Consider the following 20497-nt stretch of genomic DNA (forward strand, 5'->3'; position numbering starts at 1 on the left):
AGGCGGGGTTTGTCCACCGCCGCAAGAACGGATAGTTTTGGGTCCAAGGACATACATTCAGAACAGACTTGGGAGCAACGCCGATTCCGGATCTTGACGTCATCATCATCGGCGCCGGCCTTTCCGGCATGTACCAACTCTACCGGCTGCGCGAACTGGGCTTGCGCGTGCGCGTATTCGAGGCGGGCACCGATGTCGGCGGTACCTGGTACTGGAACCGTTATCCCGGAGCACGCTTCGATTCCGAGAGTTATTCCTATGGCTATTCCTTCTCCAAGGAGTTGCTGCAGGAGTGGGACTGGTCCGAGCATTTTGCAGGCCAGCCGGAAACATTGCGCTACTGCAACTATGTCGCCGACAAGTTCGATCTGCGCCGGGACATCCAGTTCGAAAGTCGCGTCAAGGCCGCCCATTACGAGGAAGAAAGCCGGAGCTGGACGATCACGCTGGACGACGGCAGCCGGTTCAACTCCCGCTTCCTGATCACGGCGATCGGGCCGCTCTCGACCCCTACGCTGCCGCGAATCGAAGGTCTCGGCGATTTCAAGGGCGCATCGTTCCACACCGCCCGCTGGCCCAAGGAGCCGGTGGATTTCACCGGCAAGCGCGTCGCTGTGATCGGCACCGGCGCAACCGGCATCCAGACCATCCAGACCATCGCCAGCCAGGTCGGACATCTGACGGTGTTCCAGCGAACGGCGAATTGGGCAGCCCCGCTGCACAACGGCAAGATCGACGCCGAGACGCAGAAGAAAATCAAGGCCGGCTATCCCGAGATATTTGCCCGCTGCCAGGAGACTTTTGCCTGCTTCGTTCACACACCTGATACGCGCGGCGCCTTCGAGGTGTCCGACGAGGAGCGCGAAGCCAACTATGAGCGGCTCTATGGCGAGCGCGGCTTCGGCATCTGGCAGGGGAATTTCAAGGACATCCTGATCGACCGCAAGGCGAATGCGACAATCAGCGATTTCGTGGCGCGGAAAATCCGCGAGCGGGTGAAGAACCCTGAGGTCGCCGAGAAGCTGATTCCGAAAAACCATGGATTCGGCACGCGGCGGCTGCCGCTGGAGACGTTTTATTTCGAGGTCTACAATCAGGACAATGTCGAGCTGGTCGACATCAAGGAGACACCGATCGAGCGGATCACGCAAGCGGGCATCAAGACCAGCGCGAAGGAATTCGAGTTCGACATCATCATCTATGCGACCGGGTTCGACGCGCTCACCGGCAGCTTCGACAAGATCGACTTCCGCGGCGTCAATGACGCGCGGCTGAAGGAGAAGTGGAAGCACGGGCCGCAGACTTATCTCGGCATCATGGTCCACGAATTCCCCAACATGATGATGCTGATGGGGCCGCACACCGCGCTCGGCAACATTCCGCGCAGCATCGAATACAGCGTCGATTGGGTCACTGGCCTGGTGCGGTTCGCGCGGGACAATAAATTAACCCGGCTGGAAGCGACCACCGCCGGTGTCGATTCATGGACCGATCACGTCAAGGCGCTCGGCGTCGGGCTGTTGTCCAACGAGATCGATTCCTGGATGACCGGCATCAACTCCAACGTCGAAGGCAAGCAAACCCGCATCATCGCCCGTTACAGCGGCAGCGCCCCGGCGTACCGCGCGCGATGCGATGAGGTGGCGGCAAAGGGATATGATGAGTTGAGGTTGGGGTAAATTGTCGTCCCGGCCTTGAGCCGGGACCCATAACCCCGGTCATCTATTGTTGAAGCGATGCCGTCGAACAGCGTGCGAACACAATTGGCGCCGCGGCGTATGGGTCCCGGATCAAGGCCGGGACGACGTGGGGAGATTTTGCAAGATCACCACGCATCGATACACGGCCGCTTGCGTCCCTTCCGCGGCTCCGGTTTCGGCACCGACCTGAGCCCCGACATGATCCAATGCCTGGTATCCGCAGGGTCGATCACCTCGTCGATTTCCAGCACCGAAGCAATCGAGACGGCCTTGCCGTTAGCATAGAGCTCGGCGACCTTAGCCTTGTAGTATTTCTCGCGCTCTTCGGGATCGGCGATCGCTTCCATTTCCTTGCGGAAGCCGAGCCGGACATAGCCTTCCAGGCCCATGCCGCCGAATTCGCCGGTCGGCCACGCCACCGTGAACAACGAGGCATGAAAACCGCCGCCGATCATGGCCTGCGCGCCGAGGCCATAACCCTTGCGCAGCACGATGCCGAACAACGGCACCGTGAGGCTGGCACCGGTCACGAACATCCGCGCGACGTGGCGCACGATCGCGGTCTTTTCGGCTTCGGGGCCGACCATGAAGCCCGGCGTATCGCACAGCGACACGATCGGAATGTCGAAGGCGTCGCACAACTGCAGGAAGCGCGCGGCCTTGTCGCCGGCCGGTGCATCGATCGCACCGCCAAGGTGTTTTGGATTGTTGGCGATCAGCCCGAACGGTTTTCCCTCGATGCGGATGAACGCCGTGATCATGCCAACGCCGAAATCGCGGCGGATTTCGAGTACTGATCCCTCGTCGGCGAGAAGGTCGATCACGGTCCGGATGTCATAAACCCTTAGCCGGTTCTCCGGGATCGCGCGCCGCAGCAGCCGCTGGTCCGGCGCCTTCCAGTCGGCGATGGTTCCTTGAAAATACGACAGGTATTTTTGCGCCGCGGAGGTTGCTTCCGCTTCGTCCTCGACCAGGATGTCGATGACGCCGTTCGGCGACTGGAACGACACCGGGCCGACTTCAGCCGGATGATAGACGCCAAGCCCGCCGCCTTCGATCATCGCCGGCCCGCCCATGCCGATCGAGGCATTCTTGGTGGCAATGATCACGTCGCAACAGCCGAGCATCGCCGCGTTGCCGGCGAAGCAATAGCCGGACACGACGCCGATGACAGGCACCAGTCCCGACAGTTTTGCGAATTGCACAAAGGACGGCCCGTCGAGACCGGTCATGCCGAGTCGGTCGGTATCGCCGGGACGGCCGCCACCGCCTTCCGCGTAAAACACCAGCGGCATCCGCCATTGTTCGGCGAGCCCCAGCATGCGGTCGATCTTCTTGTGGTTCATGTGGCCCTGGGTGCCGGCCAGCACGGTGTAGTCATACGAGATCACCATGCAGCGCGCGCCTTCCGCGCCGAATTTTTCCGCATTCACGGTCGCGACGCCGGAGATCAGGCCGTCAGCCGGCGTGTTCTGAATGAGATCGTCGACCTTGCGCCGGCGGCGCTGGGCGGCGATCGCCAGCGAGCCGTATTCGACGAACGATCCTTCATCGACGAGCTGTGCGAGGTTTTCGCGCGCCGTGCGCTGGTTGGTCTTGCGCCGCCGCTCGACCGAGGCCGGCCGGTTCTCGTCGAGCGTGATGGCGTGGCGCGCGATCAATTCGGCCAAGTCAGGGCGGATATGGTCCAGGTCGACGTCCTCTTCTTCGGCGACATCATGGGCATCGATCTCGGCCGGTTCGAGAAACAGGATGGCCTCATCCTGCAGCAGCGTGACGCCAGCTTCCGCAGCGATCCTGGTCACCTTGCCGCCATGCGGCGCGGTCACCAAATGCTCCATCTTCATGGATTCAAGCACCGCAATCTGCTGGCCGGGCCGCACGAGATCGCCTTCGCGAACCTCGATCGCAACGATCGTACCCTGCAGCGGCGCCGGCACCGGGACGGAGCCGGCCGGACCGGCTGACCCGGCCGAGGCTTCGCGGGCCTCGGGAATGGTCACGGCCGCGCCCGCTTCCAGTAGCTCCGGCGCCGAAAGATCGTTCGCCGCGTGCACCAATGCGGCGACATGGGTATCGATGAAGCCGGTATTGATCCGGTTGGCGATGAAATCCGGATGCGCCAGCACCGCGCCGAGGAACGGGATATTGGTGGCGACGCCGCCGATGCGGAACTCGCGCAACGTGCGGGTGGCCTTCTGCACCACATCGGCCCAGTTCGGGCCGGTCGCATGCACGATGACCTTGGCGAGCAGCGAGTCGAAGGCGGCACTGGTCTTGTAGCCGGAACAGCCGAACGTATCGACGCGCACGCCAGGCCCGGCCGGCAGATCGAACATGGAGAGCGTGCCGCCGGTCGGCTTGGTGACGCCGTTCTCGTCCATCACTTCCATGTTGACGCGGAGCTGCATCGCGTAGCCGCGCGGTCTTGGGATGTAGGCCTGCGCGAGGCCGAGCGAGCCCAGCGTGGCGCCACCGGCAACCGCAAGCTGCGCCTGCACCAGGTCAACGCCCAGCACCTCCTCGGTGACGGTGTGCTCGACCTGCAGCCGCGGATTGGCCTCGATGAACGCAAAAGCCTGCGCATCACCTTTGGCGTCGCCATCGACCAGGAACTCGAAGGTGCCGAGATTGTCGTAGTTCGCGGCGCCCGCGAGTTCCCGGGCGGCGTCAATGATCCGCGTGCGCAGACTGTTGCTCAGCGAGGGGCTCGGCGCCACCTCGATCAGCTTCTGGTTCCGGCGCTGGATCGTGCATTCGCGTTCCCACAAATGGCTGATCGCGCCGTGACGGTCGCCGATGATCTGCACCTCGATATGGCGGGCGTTCCGAATCAGGCGCTCCACATAAACACCGTCGCTGCCGAAGGCCGCCTTGGCCTCGGACTGGCAGCGCGCATAGGCTTCTTCCAGCATTGCCGCATCGTCCACGATCCGCATGCCGCGCCCGCCGCCGCCGGCGATGGCCTTGATCATGACGGCGGCCCCAGAGCCCAGGGACGCAAAGAAGGTCTTGGCCTCGTCGAGCGAGGTCGGGCCGCTGGTACCCTCGATGATGGGCACACCGGTCTCTTTTGCCAGCGCCTTGGCCTTGGCCTTGTCGCCGAACAGATCCAGCGCCTCTGGCGACGGTCCGACGAAGGTGATGCCCTCTTCCGCGCAACGCCGGGCCAGCAAGGTGTTTTCGCTTAGAAAGCCGTAACCGGGATGCAGTGCATCGCAGCCGGCGGCCTTGGCGGCGGCCACGACCGCCTCGATGTCAAGATAGGCCCGCGCGCCTCGCCCCGGGATTTCATGCGCCGCGTCAGCGGAGCGGACATGCAAGGACAGCGCGTCGTCGGCGGGGTAGATCGCGACGGTGGCAAGGCCGGTCTCGCCCGCGGCCCGCGCGATACGAATGGCAATCTCGCCGCGGTTGGCGATCAGGAGCTTGTTGAAGGGCATAAGAAATGTCCGCAAAGGGATTATCGATCCTTCATGGTCGGATCGAGCACGATACGCAAGGACTCTCCCAGCGCATTGAATGCCAACGAGACCACCAGAATGGCAAGCCCCGGGGCATACATCTGCTCCGGCGCGATCTCCATATACTGATAGGCGCGGGCCAGCATGGCGCCCCAGCTCGGGTTTGGCGGCTGGATACCGAGGCCGAGGAAGCTGAGGCTGGCCTCCGCCAGCAGGGCTGCCGCCAGCAAGAGCGTGACCTGCACGATGACAGGCTGCAGCGCGTTCGGCAGCACATGCTTCCACAGGATATGCCAGGCCGGCGCCCCAAAACACCTGGAGGCGTCGACATAGAGCTCCTGCCGCACGATCAGCGTCCGTGCCCGGACGATTCGCGCCAGCGCCGGGAACATCACGATCCCCACCGCAATCATGCCGTTGGTGAGGCCGATGCCGAGTGCACCGGTGACCGCGATCGCCAGCACGATCGCCGGGAACGACAGGAACGTATCGATGATCCGGCTGATGATGTCGTCGGTCCAGCCACCGAAGAACCCGGCGGCCAAGCCGACCGGGAGGCCGATCGCGACCGCGACGCTAACCGCGAGCAGGCTGGCATAGACGGTTGCCGGCGCGCCGTAGATCAGCCGACTGAAGATGTCGCGGCCGAGATCGTCGGTGCCGAGCAGATGTCCGGGACCCGGGGCGGCCAGCATGTTGTTGGCGTCCTGCGCGGTCGGCAGATAGGGCGCGATCCAGGGCGCGCCGATCGCGACAATCACCAGGACCAGCAGCACCAGGATCGCGAGCGCGGCGCGCAGATCACCCGCCAGCCAGCGGAAAAACCGCCGCAGCCGGCTAGGCTGGAGCAGTCGCTTGGGGGTTTCGAGCGCCATGTCCGTCATTGTTCGATCCGGGGATCGACGGCCGCGCATAGCAAATCCGCGATCAGGTTCACCAGGATGACCACGATCACCATCGTGAACACCACGCCCTGCACGATCGGAAAATCGCGCTGGATCGCGCCGCGCACGATCAGGCTGCCGAGGCCCGGAATCGCGAACACAGCTTCGATTACCACGGTCGCCGCCAGCATGCGGTTGACCAGGATGCTGATGATCGTGAACAGATTGACGCTGACATTCTTCAGCCCGTGCTGCCACAGGATGCGCGTCATCGAGAGGCCCTTGGCGTGCAGGGTGCGCACATATTGCGACGACAGCACTTCCAGCAGCGATCCCCGCAACTGCCGCGCCACCTCGGCCATGCCGTAGGCCGCGATCGCAATGCCCGGCAGCAGCGCATGCCGGATCGCCTCGATGGGCGAAACGCTGAAGGATTTCGCGCCGGTTGCTGGCAACCAGTTCAGCTTCAGTGAAATCTCGGCGACCAGGATCATCGCCAGCCAAAAGCCGGGTATTGCGACCCCGAGCGAGGCGATCATGCTGACCGTCTTGTCGACCCAGCCATCGGGCTTGATCGCCGCGATCACGCCCATTGGGATTCCCGTGACCAGCGCCAGCACCAGCGCGATCGCCACAATCAGAAGCGTGTTGGGAAAGGCCCGCGAGATCGAGGTCGCTACCTTCTCGCCCGTCAGCAGCGATTGCGACAGGTCGCCTTGCACGACATTCGCCAGCCACGCGCCGTACTGCACCAGGAATGGCCGGTCGAGGCCGTAGATCTTCCGGATCTCGGTAATGCGGGCGTCGGTGGCGTTGTCGCCGGCCAGCGTCACCGCGATGTCGCCGGGCACCAGTTTGAGCAGCGCGAACACCATGAAGGTCGCGAGCAGGATCACGGGCAGCGCCTGCAGCAGGCGGCCGCCGATGACCCTTGTCGGACTTCGTCGCGCCATTCGGTTAGCTCTCCAGCCAGACGTCGTCGTATTTCGGCTTGCCCAGCAGGTTCGGCCTATAGCCCTGCACCTTCTTGTTCATCGCGACCAGTTCGAACTGGAACGCGAGCGGCGCCACGAAGGCGTTTTCCATCACCAGCCGCTGCACAGTCGCGAACGCCTTGCGGCGCAGCTCGATGTCTTCGGAGGCGCGCGATTCCTTGATCGCGGCTTCGAGCTCCGGCGGAACCGCGCCCCGGCCGCCATTGTAATAGGCGTCCTTGGTGAACATCAGCGAATAGGTCAGGCTCGGATCGGGCCGCCCGGTCCATGCCGCGAGAATGCCGGAGCCGCGCTTCTCAGCGCCGAAGAACGCGGCAGAGGCTTCCGCGATCGGTGCGTTCAGGAAGCGCACATTCATGCCCGCTTTGCGGAACTGTTCGATCAGGATTTCCTGGCGCTGCACCGAATCCTGATCGGGATAGCCGACCAGCTCGATCGGCAATCCGTCCTTGAAACCGGCCTCGGTAAGCAGCTTCTTCGCCTTGTCGGGATCGTGAGGATAAAGCCCGGCGACGGACTTGTCGTAGGCCCAATGCGCTTTCGGCAGGTTCATGTAAGCGGGCTCGGCCAGGCCTGCGAGCGCCGCCTTGACGAAGGTTTCGCGGTCGATCGCGAAATTGAAGGCCTGGCGCACCTTGATGTTGTCGAACGGCGGCTTCGCCCAGTTCAGGAAGATCTGGAACACGTACAGCGTCGGGCCGTTGAAGATCTTGATATTGCTGGCGCGCTCCACGATCGCCTTCTGCCGCGGCGGCAGCTGGTACATCAGATCGTTCTGGCCGGCGGTGACCGAGCGTGATCCGGTCGTCAACTCCGGAATGATCGAGAACTCGATTCCGTCGGGATAAGGACGGTTCGGCTTCCAGTATTTCTCGTTGCGCTTGATGACGATCTTCTCGCCGTCCGCCCAGCTGACGAAGGTATATGCGCCGGCGCCGACCGGCGTACGCGCGACATTGCCGGCCGCACTGGCCTTGACCGCGGCCGGCGACACCATCATGCCGGCGCGATCGGAGAGAATGCCGGGCAATGCTGCGTCAGGTGTGCTCAGCTTCAACGTGACCTGCAACGGACCGGTCACCGCAGCCGATTCCATCGCGGCAAGATCAGCCTTGATGTTGGATTTTGGATCGCTCTTGTTGCGTTCCAGGTTGAACTTGACGGCCTCGGCATCGAGCGGCGTGCCATCGTGAAACGTCACGCCGGAGCGGATGTTGAGCACCAGCGTGGTCGGGTCCGAAAAACTCCAGCTCTCGGCGAGGCCGGGCTTCGGCTTCAGCGTTTCAAAATCCCATTCGGTCAGGGTGTCGTACATCGTGAACAGGAAGGCATGGTCCGAACCGGCGCCGCCGGTTGCCGGGTCAAGGCTCGACGGATTAGCCGGCGCCGAGATGCGCAGGATCCCGCCGCGCTTCGGCGTGCCTTGCGCAAATGCAGGACCGCCGAGGGTTGCACCAGCCAGCGCGCCCGATATCAGCGCCATTACCTCGCGTCGCGTCGTCTGTGTCATGGCAATTCCTCCGGCGGTTCTTCTGTTAGTTCGGTGAAAAATTCGGGCGGTCGGCGAAATGGCAGGCGACCCAGTGATCGGGCATCAGCTCGCGCCAGTCCGGCGTCTTTTCGGCGCAGACGGCTTGCGCATACTGGCAGCGGGTGCGGAAGCGGCATCCGGACGGCGGATCGATCGGGCTTGGGATTTCGCCCTGCAGAACGATACGGTTGTTACCGCGCATAGTCGACGGCAGCGGCCGTGGCTCGGCCGACAGCAGCGCCTGGGTATAGGGATGCAGCGGCCGTTCCGAGACTTTTTCGGTCGGGCCTAGCTCGACGAAACGTCCCAGATACATCACGGCGATGCGTTCGCTTATATGGGATACCACGGCGAGATCGTGGGTGATGAAAACGTAGGTAAGCCCGAGGTCGCGCTGCAGCTCGGCGAACAGGTTGAGCACGTCGCCGCGGATCGACATATCAAGGGCGGCCACCACCTCGTCGCAGACGATCATCTTCGGACGTAGCGTGAGCGCACGGGCAATCACCACGCGCTGCTTCTGGCCACCGGACAGCTGGTGCGGATAGCGCTCGCCAAGGTCCAGCGGCAAGCCGACCCGGTCCATCGCCTCATGCGCCCGCTGCAGCCGCTCGGCCTTCGATCCTGCGCGCGCCAGTTCGAGCGGTTCCAGCACCGACGATAGTATCGTCATGCGCGGGTTCAGCGCGGCATTCGGATCCTGGAAGATAATCTGGTAGTCGCGGCGATGGCTTTGGAACTGTTGCCGCGGCATCGCCAGGGGATCGATACCATTGTGCAGGATCGCGCCGCCGCTCGGTTTCAGCAGGAACACCAGCGCACGGCCGATGGTGGTCTTGCCCGATCCGGATTCGCCGATGATGCCAAAGGTCTCGCCGCGACGAACGTCGAAGCTGACGCCGTCCACCGCCTTCACGACGGCGCGGCGATCGGTGGTCTGGAAGCCGACCTGCAGATCGCGCACCGAGACAATGGCGTTATCGGCGGCCTGCGGCGTCATGGGCTTGTCACCATCGCTGCGATCGGCGCCGTCGCCGCGTGCTGCAAGGCTCCGGGCAGATCAAGCTCGCGAAAACGCCAGCAGCGCACCTTGCGGCCATTGCCGGCATCGAGCAGCGCCTGTTCCTTCTCGCAGCCGGCGACCGCATGCGAACACCGCGCCTTGAAACGGCAGCCATTGGGCATGTCCATGATCGACGGCACCCGGCCCGGGATCGACGGCAGCTTGCCATGCCGCGGGCTCAGATGCGGCAATGAACGCAACAGCCCGGAGGTGTAGGGATGTAGCGGCCGGACCAGCGCGTCATCCACCGCGGCGTCCTCGATCACCTCGCCCGCATACATCGTAATCATGCGCGTGCAGGTCTCGGCGACGACGCCGAGATCGTGCGTGATCAGCATCAACGCCGTATTGGAGGTTTCGCTGAGGTCGCGCAACAGTTCCAGTATCTGCGCCTGCACGGTGACGTCGAGTGCCGTGGTCGGCTCGTCCGCGATCAACAGTTGCGGCCCGCAGATCAGGCTTGCTGCGATCATCACGCGCTGGCGCATGCCGCCGGAAAGCTGGTGCGGATAATCGTCGATGCGGCGCTCTGGCGAGGCGATGCCGACCCGGCGCAGCATATCAAGCGTGCGCTCCCTCGCCTCTTCCCTGGTGACGCCGGTGTGAACCCGCAGCGTCTCGGCGATCTGATGGCCGACCGTAAACACCGGATCGAGCGCGCTCATCGGCTCCTGAAAGATCATCGCGATGCGCCGGCCGCGGATCGCCCGCATCTGGCGCGTGCTGCAGGACGCCAGGTCGGTGCCGTCGAAGTGGATCGATCCATCCAGCCCGGCCAGATTGTTCGGCAACAGCCGCAGGATCGAAAGACCGGTGATGGTCTTGCCGCAGCCGCTTTCGCCGACGATGCCGACGCGCTCGCCGGGCGCGATGTCGAAATCGATCTTGCGGGTCGCCTGCCAGACGCCATGCGAGGTCTTGAAGCGGATGCCGAGGCCGCGCACCGACATCAGCGCCTGCGGGCCGCCCGCAACCGCTTCCGATCCCCGCTGTGCCGGCTGGTCCGCTGCCATCAACCCGCCGCCCGCTTCTTCTCTTTCACGAGCTGTTCCTCCATCAGCATCTCGGTTCCGATGATGCCCTCGCGGGCCAGCTGATCGATCTCGGCATCGGAAAGCCCGAGCAGCCCGCCGAGAATTTCCTGATTGTGTTCGCCGAGCGTCGGCGGCGCGCTTCGGATCGGAAACGGCTTTGCGCCCTCACGGAACGGCATCGAGGGCTGCGGGTGTTTTCCGATAAAGGCACGGTCGATTTCCTGGATGAAGCCGCGCGCATGCAGCTGCGGATCCCGCAGCAGCTCCATCGGCAGCCGCGCGACGCCTGACGCGATGCCCGCTGCCTGCAACGCCTTCATCGCCGATTCCGGGTCGCGCGCCGACGTCCATGCATTGATAGCGGCCTCGATCTCGCGCTCGATGGCGCGCCGCCCCACCGCCGTCTTCAGCCAGCCATCGGTGGCCCAATCGGCACGGCCGAGAAGTTTTGCAAGCCTTGGCCACATCGCATCGCTGGAAATCGCGACCACGATCCAGTTGTCGGCGCCGGCGCAGGGGAAGCAGCCATGCGGCACGAAATCCGGATGGCGGTTGCCGTACCTGACCGGTTGTTTGCCGTCGATCGAATGCGCCACGATCCAGGGCGCCGCAAACGGCATCATGCATTCGATCTGCGCCAGATCGATGAACTGGCCCTTGCCGGTGAGCTTGGCGTGGATCAACGCCGTGAGCACCGCGGCGCAGCCGTTCAAGCCGCCGACGGCATCGCCGAACGCGGTGTGGCTCATCACAGGCGGGCCGCTGGGATCGCCGACCACGCTAGGCAGGCCCGAGCCTTGTTCGAGCGTCGAGCCATAGGCGCGGCAATCGCGGTGCACGCTGCCGGCGCCGAACGCCGACATCGACATCATGACGAGCTTCGGATTGAGCTTGCTCAGCACCTCATAGCCGAGCCCGAGCTTTGGCAGCACCTCGACGGAGTAATTGTCGACGACAACGTCGGCATCGGCCAGCAGCCGTTTTGCCAGATCGAGGCCCTGCGGCCGGGTCAGGTCGAGCGTGATGCCGCGCTTGTTGCGGTTCATGATGCAGTAGCGCACCGATTTCTCGTACATCTGTTCGAGAACATAGGCTGGCCGCCGGTCTACGCCGCGCCACCAATCCGGATACTGCGTGGCCTCGATCTTGATGACGTCGGCGCCGAGATCGGCCAGCGTCCGCGTGCAGATCGGCCCGGCCCAGCCCATCGAGAAATCGATCACGCGAATACCTTCCAGCGGCAGGCGGTCTGATCCCTGGTCTGCAGGCACCGGCACCCGTTTCGCGGCCTCGCTGACATGCGCGCAGCCGAGCATTTGCTCGCCGATATCGGGAACCGCGCCGCCGCGACGTGGCGGTGTTCCGGTCAAGCGTTGCATCGAGCCCGCCGTAAAGCCGGTTTCGTCGCCGATCATAATCGGCACGATCGCGCCGCGCGCCTTCTTCTCCTCGTCGGCGATGAGGTCGCTGATGTCGGGCACCGGCACGATCGGAATCTTGCGGCGCAGGCTCTCGGCGAACCATTCCTGCGCGGTGCACTGTTTCAGCCGCGGAATGATCTTGGCCTCGATGTCAGCAATATGCTGCAGGCGATCGACGCCCATGGACAGCGCCGGATTGTCGCGCAATTCCGGCAGCCCCAGCATCTCGCAAAACGACCGCCATTGCGCCGGAGTTACCGTGGTGACGCCGAGCCAGCCTTGCTTGGTTTCGTAGATGCCGGCCGGGAACGTCGGCCAGAACCTGTTAACCCCCATGCGCCGCATGATGTCGCCGTGCACGAACGACTCGAACATGATGTATTCGGTCACCGCGATGCTGGATTCGAAGATGCTCAGGGAGTTCGCCCGTCCCCGACCGTCCTGCATCCGGCCCAACACCGAGGAAGCCGCCGCGATGAAACCCCAGAGGCCGGCGAAGATGCCGGTCTGGAAGTCCGGCGCATGCATCGGCGGTCCCTCAACCGGTCCGACCAGTTTTACCAGTCCGCTCAACGCGCGAATCGTCGAGTCCGTCGCTTCGAATTTCGCATACGGCCCCTCGCGGCCGAACCAGCTTACGTCGAGATGAATGAGGCCGGGGTTGCGCTGCTTGATAACCGCGGAATCGAAAGCCGGACAATCCGCCGCATCGATGTCGCGGCCGTCCAGCAAAATGTCGCACGCCGCGATCAGTTCGGTTAGGCGCGATGAAGCGTCGGCGTCACTGCAATCGAGCGCCACGCTCGACTTGTTGAAATTAAGAAACCCAAACCAGGCGCTGTGACCTTCCGGCGTCAACGGCTTGGTGCGGCGAAGCGGATCACCCGCGGGCGGTTCGATCTTCTGCACGGTCGCGCCGAAATCGGCGAACAGCCGCGCGCAATAGCTGGTCGCCGCAGCGCTTCCGATCTCGACAATCCGCAGATGCGACAACGCGCCCATCACGCTTCCTCATGGCCAAACGACCGACGTCATGCGCGCGCCGGTTCAGTTTTTTATTGCTGACCATGAAACCTTGCCCGCCTGTCGATGCAAGCGGAATTTTCTTCCGTGATACGGAATTGCGAACGATGCGAAGTGCTTAACTGCAATCCAGTTGCGCTTCGAACCAGTTTTGAAGCGAAGCCGAAAGCGGCGGCCATGCGCGCTGGAAGTTTCCGAATTTGCCGGCATTGACGCGGTAGATGCCGCGCAACTCCTTCTCGATCGCGGGAAGGTCGACACCGGTGCAATGGCCTTCGCTGACGATCGTGCGCCCGTCGACGACCACCTCGCGCAACAACGACGTGTTGCCTCTCGCGAACAGCAGTTCGATCGGATCGACCGGCATGATCTGGTCGCGATCGAGGCGATCGAGATCGATGGTGACGAAATCTGCCGGCGCGCCGGGCGTCAGCGCGCCTGTTCCCGGCGCGCCGGTCGCCTTGCGGCCATTGGCGATGGCAAGGCCGAAGAACTCATGTGGCGTCCAGGTTCGCTTGAAGCCGAGACCGCCGTGGAACATCTGCACCAGGCGCATCTCGCGCAGCACATCGTCATCCTCGTCCAGCGCCAGACCATCGACGCCGACCGCAATGGCGCAGCCGCATTGATGCGCGGCGGCGATCGGCGCGAGGCCCGAGCGCAAATGCATGTTGGAACTGAAATTGGTGACGATGCGCGTGCCTGAGGCGGCGATCATCTCGATCTCGTCGGGCCTTGCGTGAATGCAGTGCGCCAGTGTCAGCCGCTCCGACAGAAAACCGATGTCACGGAGGTAGCGAACGATACCATCAGGGAAGTGCTCATCCGCCCAGGCGCGCTGATAGACCGTTTCCAGCAGATGCATGTGGATGCTGCGGCCGGTCAGCGCCGAATTCTCGGCGACCGCCTCCAGCAGCGGCTTTGAACACCACTGCACGCCCGCCGGCCCCAACTGCACGTCGATCTTGGGGCCAGCGATCGCCGACGCAATCGCATCGGTGAGGTCGATATAAGCCTTGGGCGACATCGGCGCACGGACGAACAATTCCTCGATCGTCTTGCGATCGTGGCTGGGTAACTCCGACAGTACCGGCTCGCTATCGCCATAGACGATTGGATTCTGGTCGCGCGCCGCAAGGGCGAACGCGATGCGAATGCCGACATCGGAGGCCACCCGCGCGATCGCCTTGGCTTCGTCGACCAGCGGCATAGTCCCGCTCGGCCGCGTGTAATGCACCATCATCGACGCGCACCCCGCGCGCGCCGAACGCGCCAGCGCGGAGGCCGCGGTGAGATAGGGATCGACCGGCGTGCCGAGCGCGGATCGCAAGATCCAGCTTTCCAACGGCATCCCGATCGCGCCGAACGAAGACGCCGCCGGCCGCGCGTGGTCGTGGGCGTTGACGAAGGCGGGAAGGATGAGGGAGCGCGGGCCGGTTGCGGGCGGCGCGCCCTCGGTAAGGGAGGTGATGACGCCGCCGTCGTGCCGTAACACGGCGTTTTCGAGCAAGCCGCGGTCAGGACCGGAGAACAGGCTGTGTGCGGCAACTGCTATAGGCATTATAGCACTCCGTCATTGCCTGCGACAAACGCGAAGCGTTTGCGCAAGGGAGCGAAGCGACGACTTGTCCGCCGTAGCCCAACGGGCGAAGGCGGAAGCAATCCATCTTTGTCCGCAAGGGTAGCATGGATTGCTTCGCTGCGCTCGCAATGACGCGGTTAGTTCGCGGTATACTTCAATTCACGCTCCGCGCGCGGCGGCAGGAATTCGCGCGAGAATATTTCCGATGCCGCCGGCGCCCGGGCAAGCTGATAGCCTTCGACGATGATGCCGATGGCGCGGGTCATGCGGTCGTCCTTGACGTCGCCGACGCCGATTTCCTTCATCTCGGCCGAGACGATCAGCTTGTCGAAGGAATACTGCAGCCGGCGCTTTTCGACGTCGACATTGATCAGATTGTCATAGTTCAGCGCCGCCTTCATGCCGGCGTTCTGGTCCTTTGCGACCGCGATCATGCCCTTGTTGACGGCGCGAACGAGGCCGGCGACCGCCTTTGGATTGGACGCGATCAGCTTGCGGGAGACCATCAGGCCGTTGGAATAGAGATCGAGGCCGTAATCACCGAACGAGAACCACTTATAGTCCTTGTCAGGATCCTGGCGGTTCAGCACCAGGTTGAAATAGCTGGTGATGTTGAACACAAGGGCCGCGTCGATGTCGCCCTTGATCAGCATCGGCTCCTGCAGGTTCGGCGCCATGTTGGAGATCTTGATCTTCTCGCCCTCGAGCTTGTTCTTCTGGGCGAACACCGGCAGCAGCCGTGTGGTTGGCGTGCCCTGCGCGCCGCCGAGCGTGCGGCCTTCGAAATCCTTGATGGTGTTGATGCCGCTGGTCTTCTTCGTAACGATTGCAAACGGCGGCTGGTTCCAGATCTGGTAGACCATCACAGGCGCGTCCTGCGGCTTGGTCGAAGCGTTCTGGATGATGGCGTTGACGTCGCCAAAGCCGGCGTCATAGGCGCCCGACATGATGCGCGTCACCGTCGCACCCGAGCCCTCGCCCTGGTCGATCACGACGTTGAGGCCCTCTTCCTTGAAGTAGCCATTGTCCTTGGCATAGAAAAACGCCGCGTCGCTGCCCTGGGTTTTCCAGCCCAGCGTGAGCTTGATGGTGGTTTCCTGGGCGCTCGCGGCGCCTGCGAACAAAGCTACTCCCAACAGCGCGGCGCTTATTTTCGTTAACATCGTGAACCTCCTCGACTGGGTTGGATGGCGTTTGGTGAAATCGTCATGTCGCGATCAGGTCGTTCTTGCGGGTGGCCCAGCCGGTGACGCGGCCCTCGATCAGCGAAAAGATCACATAGAGCGCGACGCCGAGGCCGGCGAGCACGAACAGGCCAGCGAACACCAGAGGCACGTTGAAGTTCGAGGACGCGGTCATCATCACGTTGCCGATGCCGCGGTTCGACGCCACGGTCTCGGAGAGAACAGCGCCGACAAAGGCGTAGCTGATCGCAACCTTCAAGGACGCAAAGAAGAACGGCATCGTGCGGGGCAAACCGACGTTCCATAGGATGTCGAGCTTGCTGGCGCCGAGTGCCTTGAGCACGTCTTCGAGCTCGGGTTCCGTGGTCGCGAGCCCCGTCGCGATGTTGACGACGATCGGGAAGAAGCAGATCGACAGCGCGGTCAGCACCGCCGGCACGCTGCCGGAGCCGAACCACAACACGAAAATCGGAACGACAGCGACTTTCGGGATCGACGAGAATCCGACCAGCAGCGGATAGGCCGTGTCGTAAGCCGTCTTGGAAACGCCGATGACCGCGCCGAGCACGACGCCAAGTCCGACGCCGAGCACGAATCCGATCATCGTCGTCGCCAGCGTCTGCAGGATATGCGGCCACAGCAGCGGAAATTTCTGGTAGAGCGTCACGAAAACTTCCGACGGCCGCGGCAGCACCAGGTCGGACATCCCGGTCATCACGCAAAACAGTTCCCAGGCGACAAAGAACAGCACGATCAGTGCCGCTGACCAGGCTTTTTGTCTGATATCGCTTGCCGTCATGGTCAGGCTCCCTCGGCTGGCGCGCTGCGCGCATCGACGATGAAGGTGCGCAGCTTCTGGTTCAGCGCCACGAAATCGGGCTCGAACGTCATCGCCACCGTGCGCGGGCGGCTGAAGGTGACCGGGCTGTCGTCGACGATGCGGCCGGGGCGCGCGCTCATCACGCAGATGCGGCTGGCGAGGAATGCAGCCTCGCGCAGATCATGCGTCACCAGCAGCACGGTCGCCCTGTGAGTCATCCAGAGCTCTTGCAGGATCGACCACAGTTCCTCGCGGGTGAACTGGTCGAGCGCGCCAAAGGGCTCGTCGAGCAGCAGCATGCGCGGCTCGTGGATCAGCGCGCGGCACAAATTGGCGCGCTGAAGCATGCCGCCTGAGAGTTGCCAGGGATAACGGCTGCCAAATCCCTTGAGGCCGACCTGCTCCAGCAGCGCATTGGCCTTGTCGCGGAACTCGGTCTTGCGCAGTTTTCGAAACTGCGAGCGGAACGGCTCGACGATCTTGAGCGGCAGCATGATGTTCCGCTCGATCGTCATCCAGGGCAGCATGGTCGGATTCTGGAACGCCATGCCGACGCGCAGCGCCCGCGCCGCGACTTCCCGACCGCCGACGATCACGACGCCGGTGGTCGGTTGAACCAGCCCGCTGGCCAGCCGCAGGATGGTGGACTTGCCGCAGCCGGACGGGCCGACCAGCGCGACGAACTCGCCGTCGGCAATCCGAAGCGTGGTTTTCGACAGCGCCGGCACGGCCCGGTCGCCCCGGCCGAAGGTGACGGACGCGTCCGACAGCTCAATTGCGACGGGGACTGCGGCGGCTGGAACCGGCGCGCCGGAGAATTCTGAATCTGGTTGCATGCGCATCATGGCTAGAAGTGCATGCAAGCCGGATGCCAGCAAGACTCCCCTTTGAAATCAACGGGATCGCAAAAGGAGGCGCAAACCAGCGGATTCCTTTTAGGCAATCCGGCCGCCAAACTGCATGCAATTCAGGCGCTCAATTGTCGTCCATTTGTGATATGAGGGCGCATTCGAAGCACTTCTCCAGGGATTCGCTGATGGCGCCTCGTTCGGCCGGCAAGACTGCGGAATCATCCGACAAGGTCGGGGTGATCTGCCGCGCGCTGCGCCGCGCCATCATCGAGCAGGCGTTGGAGCCCGGCGCAAAACTGCCGGAGGATTCGCTCGGCGAACGCTTCGGCGTCAGCCGCACCATTGCACGCCATGCGCTGGGGCAACTGGCCGCGGAAGGCCTCGTCGAACTTCGCCGCAACCGGATCGCTGTCGTGGCAACGCCAAGCTGGCAGGAAGCCCGCGACGCCTTTGACATCCGGATCGAACTCGAACGCCTCGTGGTGCGTCAGCTCGCCGGCAAGCTGACCAAAGCCCAGATCGCGACGCTGAACGCCCACGTCGACGCCGAGGATGGCGCCCGCGACGGCACCGACGCGGTATCCATTCGTCTTGCGACCGAGTTCCACATCCTGCTCGCGCAGATGACGAACAGCCCGATCCTGGTCCGCTACGTCAGCGAAGTCGCCTATCGCTGCTGCCTGACGCTATCCCTGTACAGCCGCCCGCATTCGTCGGAATGCGCCATCAACGAGCACCGCGCGATTATCGCAGCCCTCGTCAAGGGCGATGAGGCCAAGGTGATGAGCCTGATGCACAGCCATCTGGATTCCGTGGCGAACCGGGCCCTGGTGGCGCCGGCCCCGCAGCGCGGCCGCGATTTGCTGGATATTCTGGCGCCGTATGCCGATGAGGGCGAGAGCGAGCGCGTCGTGAAAATGCCGAAGGTGGTGAGGGCGAGGTAGCTGTTCTCCCTCGCCCCGCGCTTGCGGGGAGAGGGTTGGGGTGAGGGGCTCTATCCTCACGGTGAAGACTATCGAAGGACCTGTACCCCCTCACCCGGATTGCACTGCGTGCAATCCAACCTCTCCCCGCAAGCGGGGCGAGGTAAGAAAGCTCACGCCTCAATCCCTCTCTGAATTAGAATTCGCTCCGCGCTGTCGTTCCAGACGTCCATCTTGACGATCTGGCCACCCCGCACGACGAAGCGATCGACATAGCGGTTGCCCTCGAATGGCGTGCCGTCGATCCATTCGCCGTACAGCGTGCCGACGCTGTAGACCACGGTCTCGTCCGCCCCCGGACAGACATCAAAACGATCCATCTTCTTCTTGACCCAGCGATAGCGCGCCGCGTTGAAGCCGGTCGGCCCGCGCGGATGATCGAATTCGCGCCCGCCGGTGAAGGTGATGATGGTGCCTGGCTTCATGTAGGCCGCCGCGGCATCGGGATCCGGGATCATCGAGGCCGTGAGGTAGGCTTCGACCACTTCGGCGTCCGAAAGGGGGCGATCTTCAGCTTTGGCAGCAATGGACATGGCAGTTTCTCCTGATGGGAGACCTTACAATCGGACCTTCAAATTGCATGCACATATTTTGAACAGTTTGGCCTAGAAACTGCACACAATCTGGGGCTGCCTCCAAAGCACTCTTTCGCTAGGCTCCCCTCACCTCAAACCAGCCTGGAAACAGCTAGAGTCCTGATGAGCGCGCGAACCGCCTTCGACCTGATCTTCCGCAACGCCCGGACCCGGGCTTCCGCCACCCCGGTCGATATCGGCGTATCCGAGGGGCGGATCGCCGCCATCGAGGCACATCTGGCCTGCGACGCACCCGAGATCGAAGTCGGCGGCAAGCTCGCTTTGCCCGGCTTCGTCGACACCCACATCCACCTCGACAAGGCCTGCCTGCTCGGCCGCTGCGGGCACGACCATGCCACCGTGGGCGAGGCGATCGCTGCGGTTGCCGCCATGAAGCGCGATTTCACCGTCGAGGACGTCTATGCCCGCGGCGCGCGGGTGCTCGAACGCGCCATCGTGCACGGCACCACACGGATGCGCACGCATGTCGAAATCGATCCACGCATCGCGCTGCGCGGCTTCGAGGCGGTCAAGGCATTGAAGCGCGACTATGCCTGGGCGATCGATCTGTCGATCTGCGTGTTCCCGCAGGAAGGCCTGACCAACGATCCCGGCGCGGAAGAACTCCTGGTCGCGGCGCTGCGCGACGGCGGCGAAGCGATCGGCGGCTGTCCCTATATGGACACCGACCCGAACGCGCATCTCGAAAGGCTGTTCGATCTCGCGCAGGAATTCGACGTCGATGTCGACCTGCATCTCGACTTCGATCTCGATCCGTCCTGGTGGCATCTGGAGGAAGTCTGCCGGCAAACCGAGCGGCGCAACTATCACGGCCGTGTCGCCATCGGTCACGCGACTAAGCTCTCCGCACTGCCACCGGATCGCCTCAAGGCCGCAACCGAACGGCTGGCCAAGGCTGGCGTCGCCGTGACCGTGCTGCCGGCGACCGACCTCTATCTGATGGGCCGCGACGCCACCCACAATGCGCCACGCGGCCTCACCGTGGCGCACCGGCTGGTCGAGAACGGCGTGCTGTGTTCGGTCGCGACCAACAACGTGCTCAATCCGTTCACGCCGTTCGGCGATGCGTCGCTGCTGCGCATGGCCAATTTCTACGCCAATGTCGCCCATGCCGGGATCAGCGAATTCGACGCCTGTCTCGATCTGGTCACCGACTTGCCGGCGCGCCTGATGAACCTGCGGGACTACGGCATCGCGCCGGGCAATCCCGCCGATCTTGTCATCCTCGACACCGACACCGGTCCGAACGCGATCGCAGAACTGCCCGACGTGCTGATGGGCTTCAAGAACGGGCGTCAGGTGTTCGAGCGACGCCAACCGACGCTGTTTCGGCCGCAGGCTTAGGCTCGGCACCGTGGCCTCGTCC

General features: G+C 63.5%; 15 protein-coding genes. 3 read left to right on the forward strand and 12 right to left on the reverse strand.

Annotated elements, in window-relative coordinates; translation table 11 throughout:
- Window positions 1-68 precede the first annotated feature (68 nt).
- Window positions 69-1679 (forward strand): flavin-containing monooxygenase, encoded by a 1611-nt coding sequence (locus tag JQ641_RS09875; RefSeq protein WP_249150301.1) that lies wholly within the window; start codon window positions 69-71, stop codon window positions 1677-1679.
- 146 nt (window positions 1680-1825) lie between these two features.
- On the opposite strand, the gene JQ641_RS09880 is transcribed toward JQ641_RS09875, so the two are convergent.
- The 11 genes from JQ641_RS09880 to JQ641_RS09930 all read right to left on the reverse strand — a co-directional run bounded on the left by JQ641_RS09880 (window position 1826) and on the right by JQ641_RS09930 (window position 17543).
- The gene (locus JQ641_RS09880) at window positions 1826-5143 is read right to left on the reverse strand and encodes a carboxyl transferase domain-containing protein (protein WP_211995767.1); all 3318 of its coding nucleotides are present in this window, start codon (window positions 5141-5143) and stop codon (window positions 1826-1828) included.
- A 20-nt stretch (window positions 5144-5163) separates the two neighbouring features.
- Window positions 5164-6048: an ABC transporter permease gene (locus JQ641_RS09885; RefSeq protein WP_211995768.1), complete on the reverse strand. Its 885-nt coding sequence runs from the start codon at window positions 6046-6048 to the stop codon at window positions 5164-5166.
- Complete coding sequence (locus JQ641_RS09890) at window positions 6045-7001, reverse strand: ABC transporter permease (RefSeq protein WP_192734894.1); 957 nt, start codon at window positions 6999-7001, stop codon at window positions 6045-6047. Before JQ641_RS09890 ends, JQ641_RS09885 begins: the two co-directional genes overlap by 4 nt.
- Before the next feature lie 4 nt (window positions 7002-7005).
- Entirely contained in the window at window positions 7006-8553 is a 1548-nt protein-coding gene (locus tag JQ641_RS09895; protein ID WP_211995769.1) for an ABC transporter substrate-binding protein, read from the reverse strand.
- Between the two features lie 25 nt (window positions 8554-8578).
- The gene (locus JQ641_RS09900; RefSeq protein ID WP_211995770.1) at window positions 8579-9574 is read right to left on the reverse strand and encodes an ABC transporter ATP-binding protein; all 996 of its coding nucleotides are present in this window, start codon (window positions 9572-9574) and stop codon (window positions 8579-8581) included.
- Window positions 9571-10650, reverse strand: a complete 1080-nt coding sequence (locus tag JQ641_RS09905) for an ABC transporter ATP-binding protein (RefSeq protein WP_211995771.1) — start codon at window positions 10648-10650, stop codon at window positions 9571-9573. Before JQ641_RS09905 ends, JQ641_RS09900 begins: the two co-directional genes overlap by 4 nt.
- Window positions 10650-13094 (reverse strand): CaiB/BaiF CoA transferase family protein, encoded by a 2445-nt coding sequence (locus JQ641_RS09910; RefSeq protein WP_211995772.1) that lies wholly within the window; start codon window positions 13092-13094, stop codon window positions 10650-10652. Before JQ641_RS09910 ends, JQ641_RS09905 begins: the two co-directional genes overlap by 1 nt.
- A 139-nt stretch (window positions 13095-13233) precedes the next feature.
- A complete protein-coding gene (locus JQ641_RS09915) occupies window positions 13234-14676 on the reverse strand; it encodes an amidohydrolase family protein (protein WP_211995773.1) in 1443 nt (480 codons plus the stop codon).
- A gap of 158 nt (window positions 14677-14834) precedes the next feature.
- Window positions 14835-15860, reverse strand: coding sequence for an ABC transporter substrate-binding protein (locus JQ641_RS09920; protein WP_211995774.1), 1026 nt, complete (start codon window positions 15858-15860; stop codon window positions 14835-14837).
- A gap of 43 nt (window positions 15861-15903) precedes the next feature.
- Window positions 15904-16680 (reverse strand): ABC transporter permease, encoded by a 777-nt coding sequence (locus JQ641_RS09925; protein WP_211995775.1) that lies wholly within the window; start codon window positions 16678-16680, stop codon window positions 15904-15906.
- Between the two features lie 2 nt (window positions 16681-16682).
- Window positions 16683-17543, reverse strand: coding sequence for an ABC transporter ATP-binding protein (locus JQ641_RS09930; RefSeq protein ID WP_211995837.1), 861 nt, complete (start codon window positions 17541-17543; stop codon window positions 16683-16685).
- 194 nt (window positions 17544-17737) lie between these two features.
- On the opposite strand from JQ641_RS09930, the gene JQ641_RS09935 reads away from it, so the two are divergent.
- The gene (locus JQ641_RS09935) at window positions 17738-18496 is read left to right on the forward strand and encodes a GntR family transcriptional regulator (RefSeq protein ID WP_211995776.1); all 759 of its coding nucleotides are present in this window, start codon (window positions 17738-17740) and stop codon (window positions 18494-18496) included.
- Window positions 18497-18648: 152 nt separating this feature from the next.
- Here the strand turns inward: JQ641_RS09935 and JQ641_RS09940 are convergent, their stop codons facing one another.
- Window positions 18649-19068 carry a nuclear transport factor 2-like protein gene (locus JQ641_RS09940; RefSeq protein WP_211995777.1) on the reverse strand — a complete coding sequence of 140 codons (420 nt, stop codon included), beginning with the start codon at window positions 19066-19068 and terminating at the stop codon, window positions 18649-18651.
- 165 nt (window positions 19069-19233) lie between these two features.
- On the opposite strand from JQ641_RS09940, the gene JQ641_RS09945 reads away from it, so the two are divergent.
- Window positions 19234-20475: an amidohydrolase family protein gene (locus JQ641_RS09945; protein ID WP_211995778.1), complete on the forward strand. Its 1242-nt coding sequence runs from the start codon at window positions 19234-19236 to the stop codon at window positions 20473-20475.
- Window positions 20476-20497 lie beyond the last annotated feature (22 nt).

Origin of the sequence: Bradyrhizobium sp. JYMT SZCCT0180 (assembly GCF_018130165.1) — a bacterium.
In the GTDB taxonomy this organism is placed as follows: Bacteria; Pseudomonadota; Alphaproteobacteria; order Rhizobiales; family Xanthobacteraceae; genus Bradyrhizobium.

Bases quoted from the DNA above. Each gene is read 5' to 3' on its own strand.
- JQ641_RS09885 (WP_211995768.1), bottom strand. From the start codon at position 6,048: ATGACGGACATGGCGCTCGAAACCCCCAAGCGACTGCTCCAGCCTAGC.
- JQ641_RS09890 (WP_192734894.1), bottom strand. From the start codon at position 7,001: ATGGCGCGACGAAGTCCGACAAGGGTCATCGGCGGCCGCCTGCTGCAG.
- JQ641_RS09920 (WP_211995774.1), bottom strand. From the start codon at position 15,860: ATGTTAACGAAAATAAGCGCCGCGCTGTTGGGAGTAGCTTTGTTCGCA.
- JQ641_RS09900 (WP_211995770.1), bottom strand. From the start codon at position 9,574: ATGACGCCGCAGGCCGCCGATAACGCCATTGTCTCGGTGCGCGATCTG.
- JQ641_RS09880 (WP_211995767.1), bottom strand. From the start codon at position 5,143: ATGCCCTTCAACAAGCTCCTGATCGCCAACCGCGGCGAGATTGCCATT.
- JQ641_RS09935 (WP_211995776.1), top strand. From the start codon at position 17,738: ATGGCGCCTCGTTCGGCCGGCAAGACTGCGGAATCATCCGACAAGGTC.
- JQ641_RS09930 (WP_211995837.1), bottom strand. From the start codon at position 17,543: ATGCGCATGCAACCAGATTCAGAATTCTCCGGCGCGCCGGTTCCAGCC.
- JQ641_RS09905 (WP_211995771.1), bottom strand. From the start codon at position 10,650: ATGGCAGCGGACCAGCCGGCACAGCGGGGATCGGAAGCGGTTGCGGGC.
- JQ641_RS09925 (WP_211995775.1), bottom strand. From the start codon at position 16,680: ATGACGGCAAGCGATATCAGACAAAAAGCCTGGTCAGCGGCACTGATC.
- JQ641_RS09895 (WP_211995769.1), bottom strand. From the start codon at position 8,553: ATGACACAGACGACGCGACGCGAGGTAATGGCGCTGATATCGGGCGCG.
- JQ641_RS09910 (WP_211995772.1), bottom strand. From the start codon at position 13,094: ATGGGCGCGTTGTCGCATCTGCGGATTGTCGAGATCGGAAGCGCTGCG.
- JQ641_RS09940 (WP_211995777.1), bottom strand. From the start codon at position 19,068: ATGTCCATTGCTGCCAAAGCTGAAGATCGCCCCCTTTCGGACGCCGAA.
- JQ641_RS09915 (WP_211995773.1), bottom strand. From the start codon at position 14,676: ATGCCTATAGCAGTTGCCGCACACAGCCTGTTCTCCGGTCCTGACCGC.
- JQ641_RS09945 (WP_211995778.1), top strand. From the start codon at position 19,234: ATGAGCGCGCGAACCGCCTTCGACCTGATCTTCCGCAACGCCCGGACC.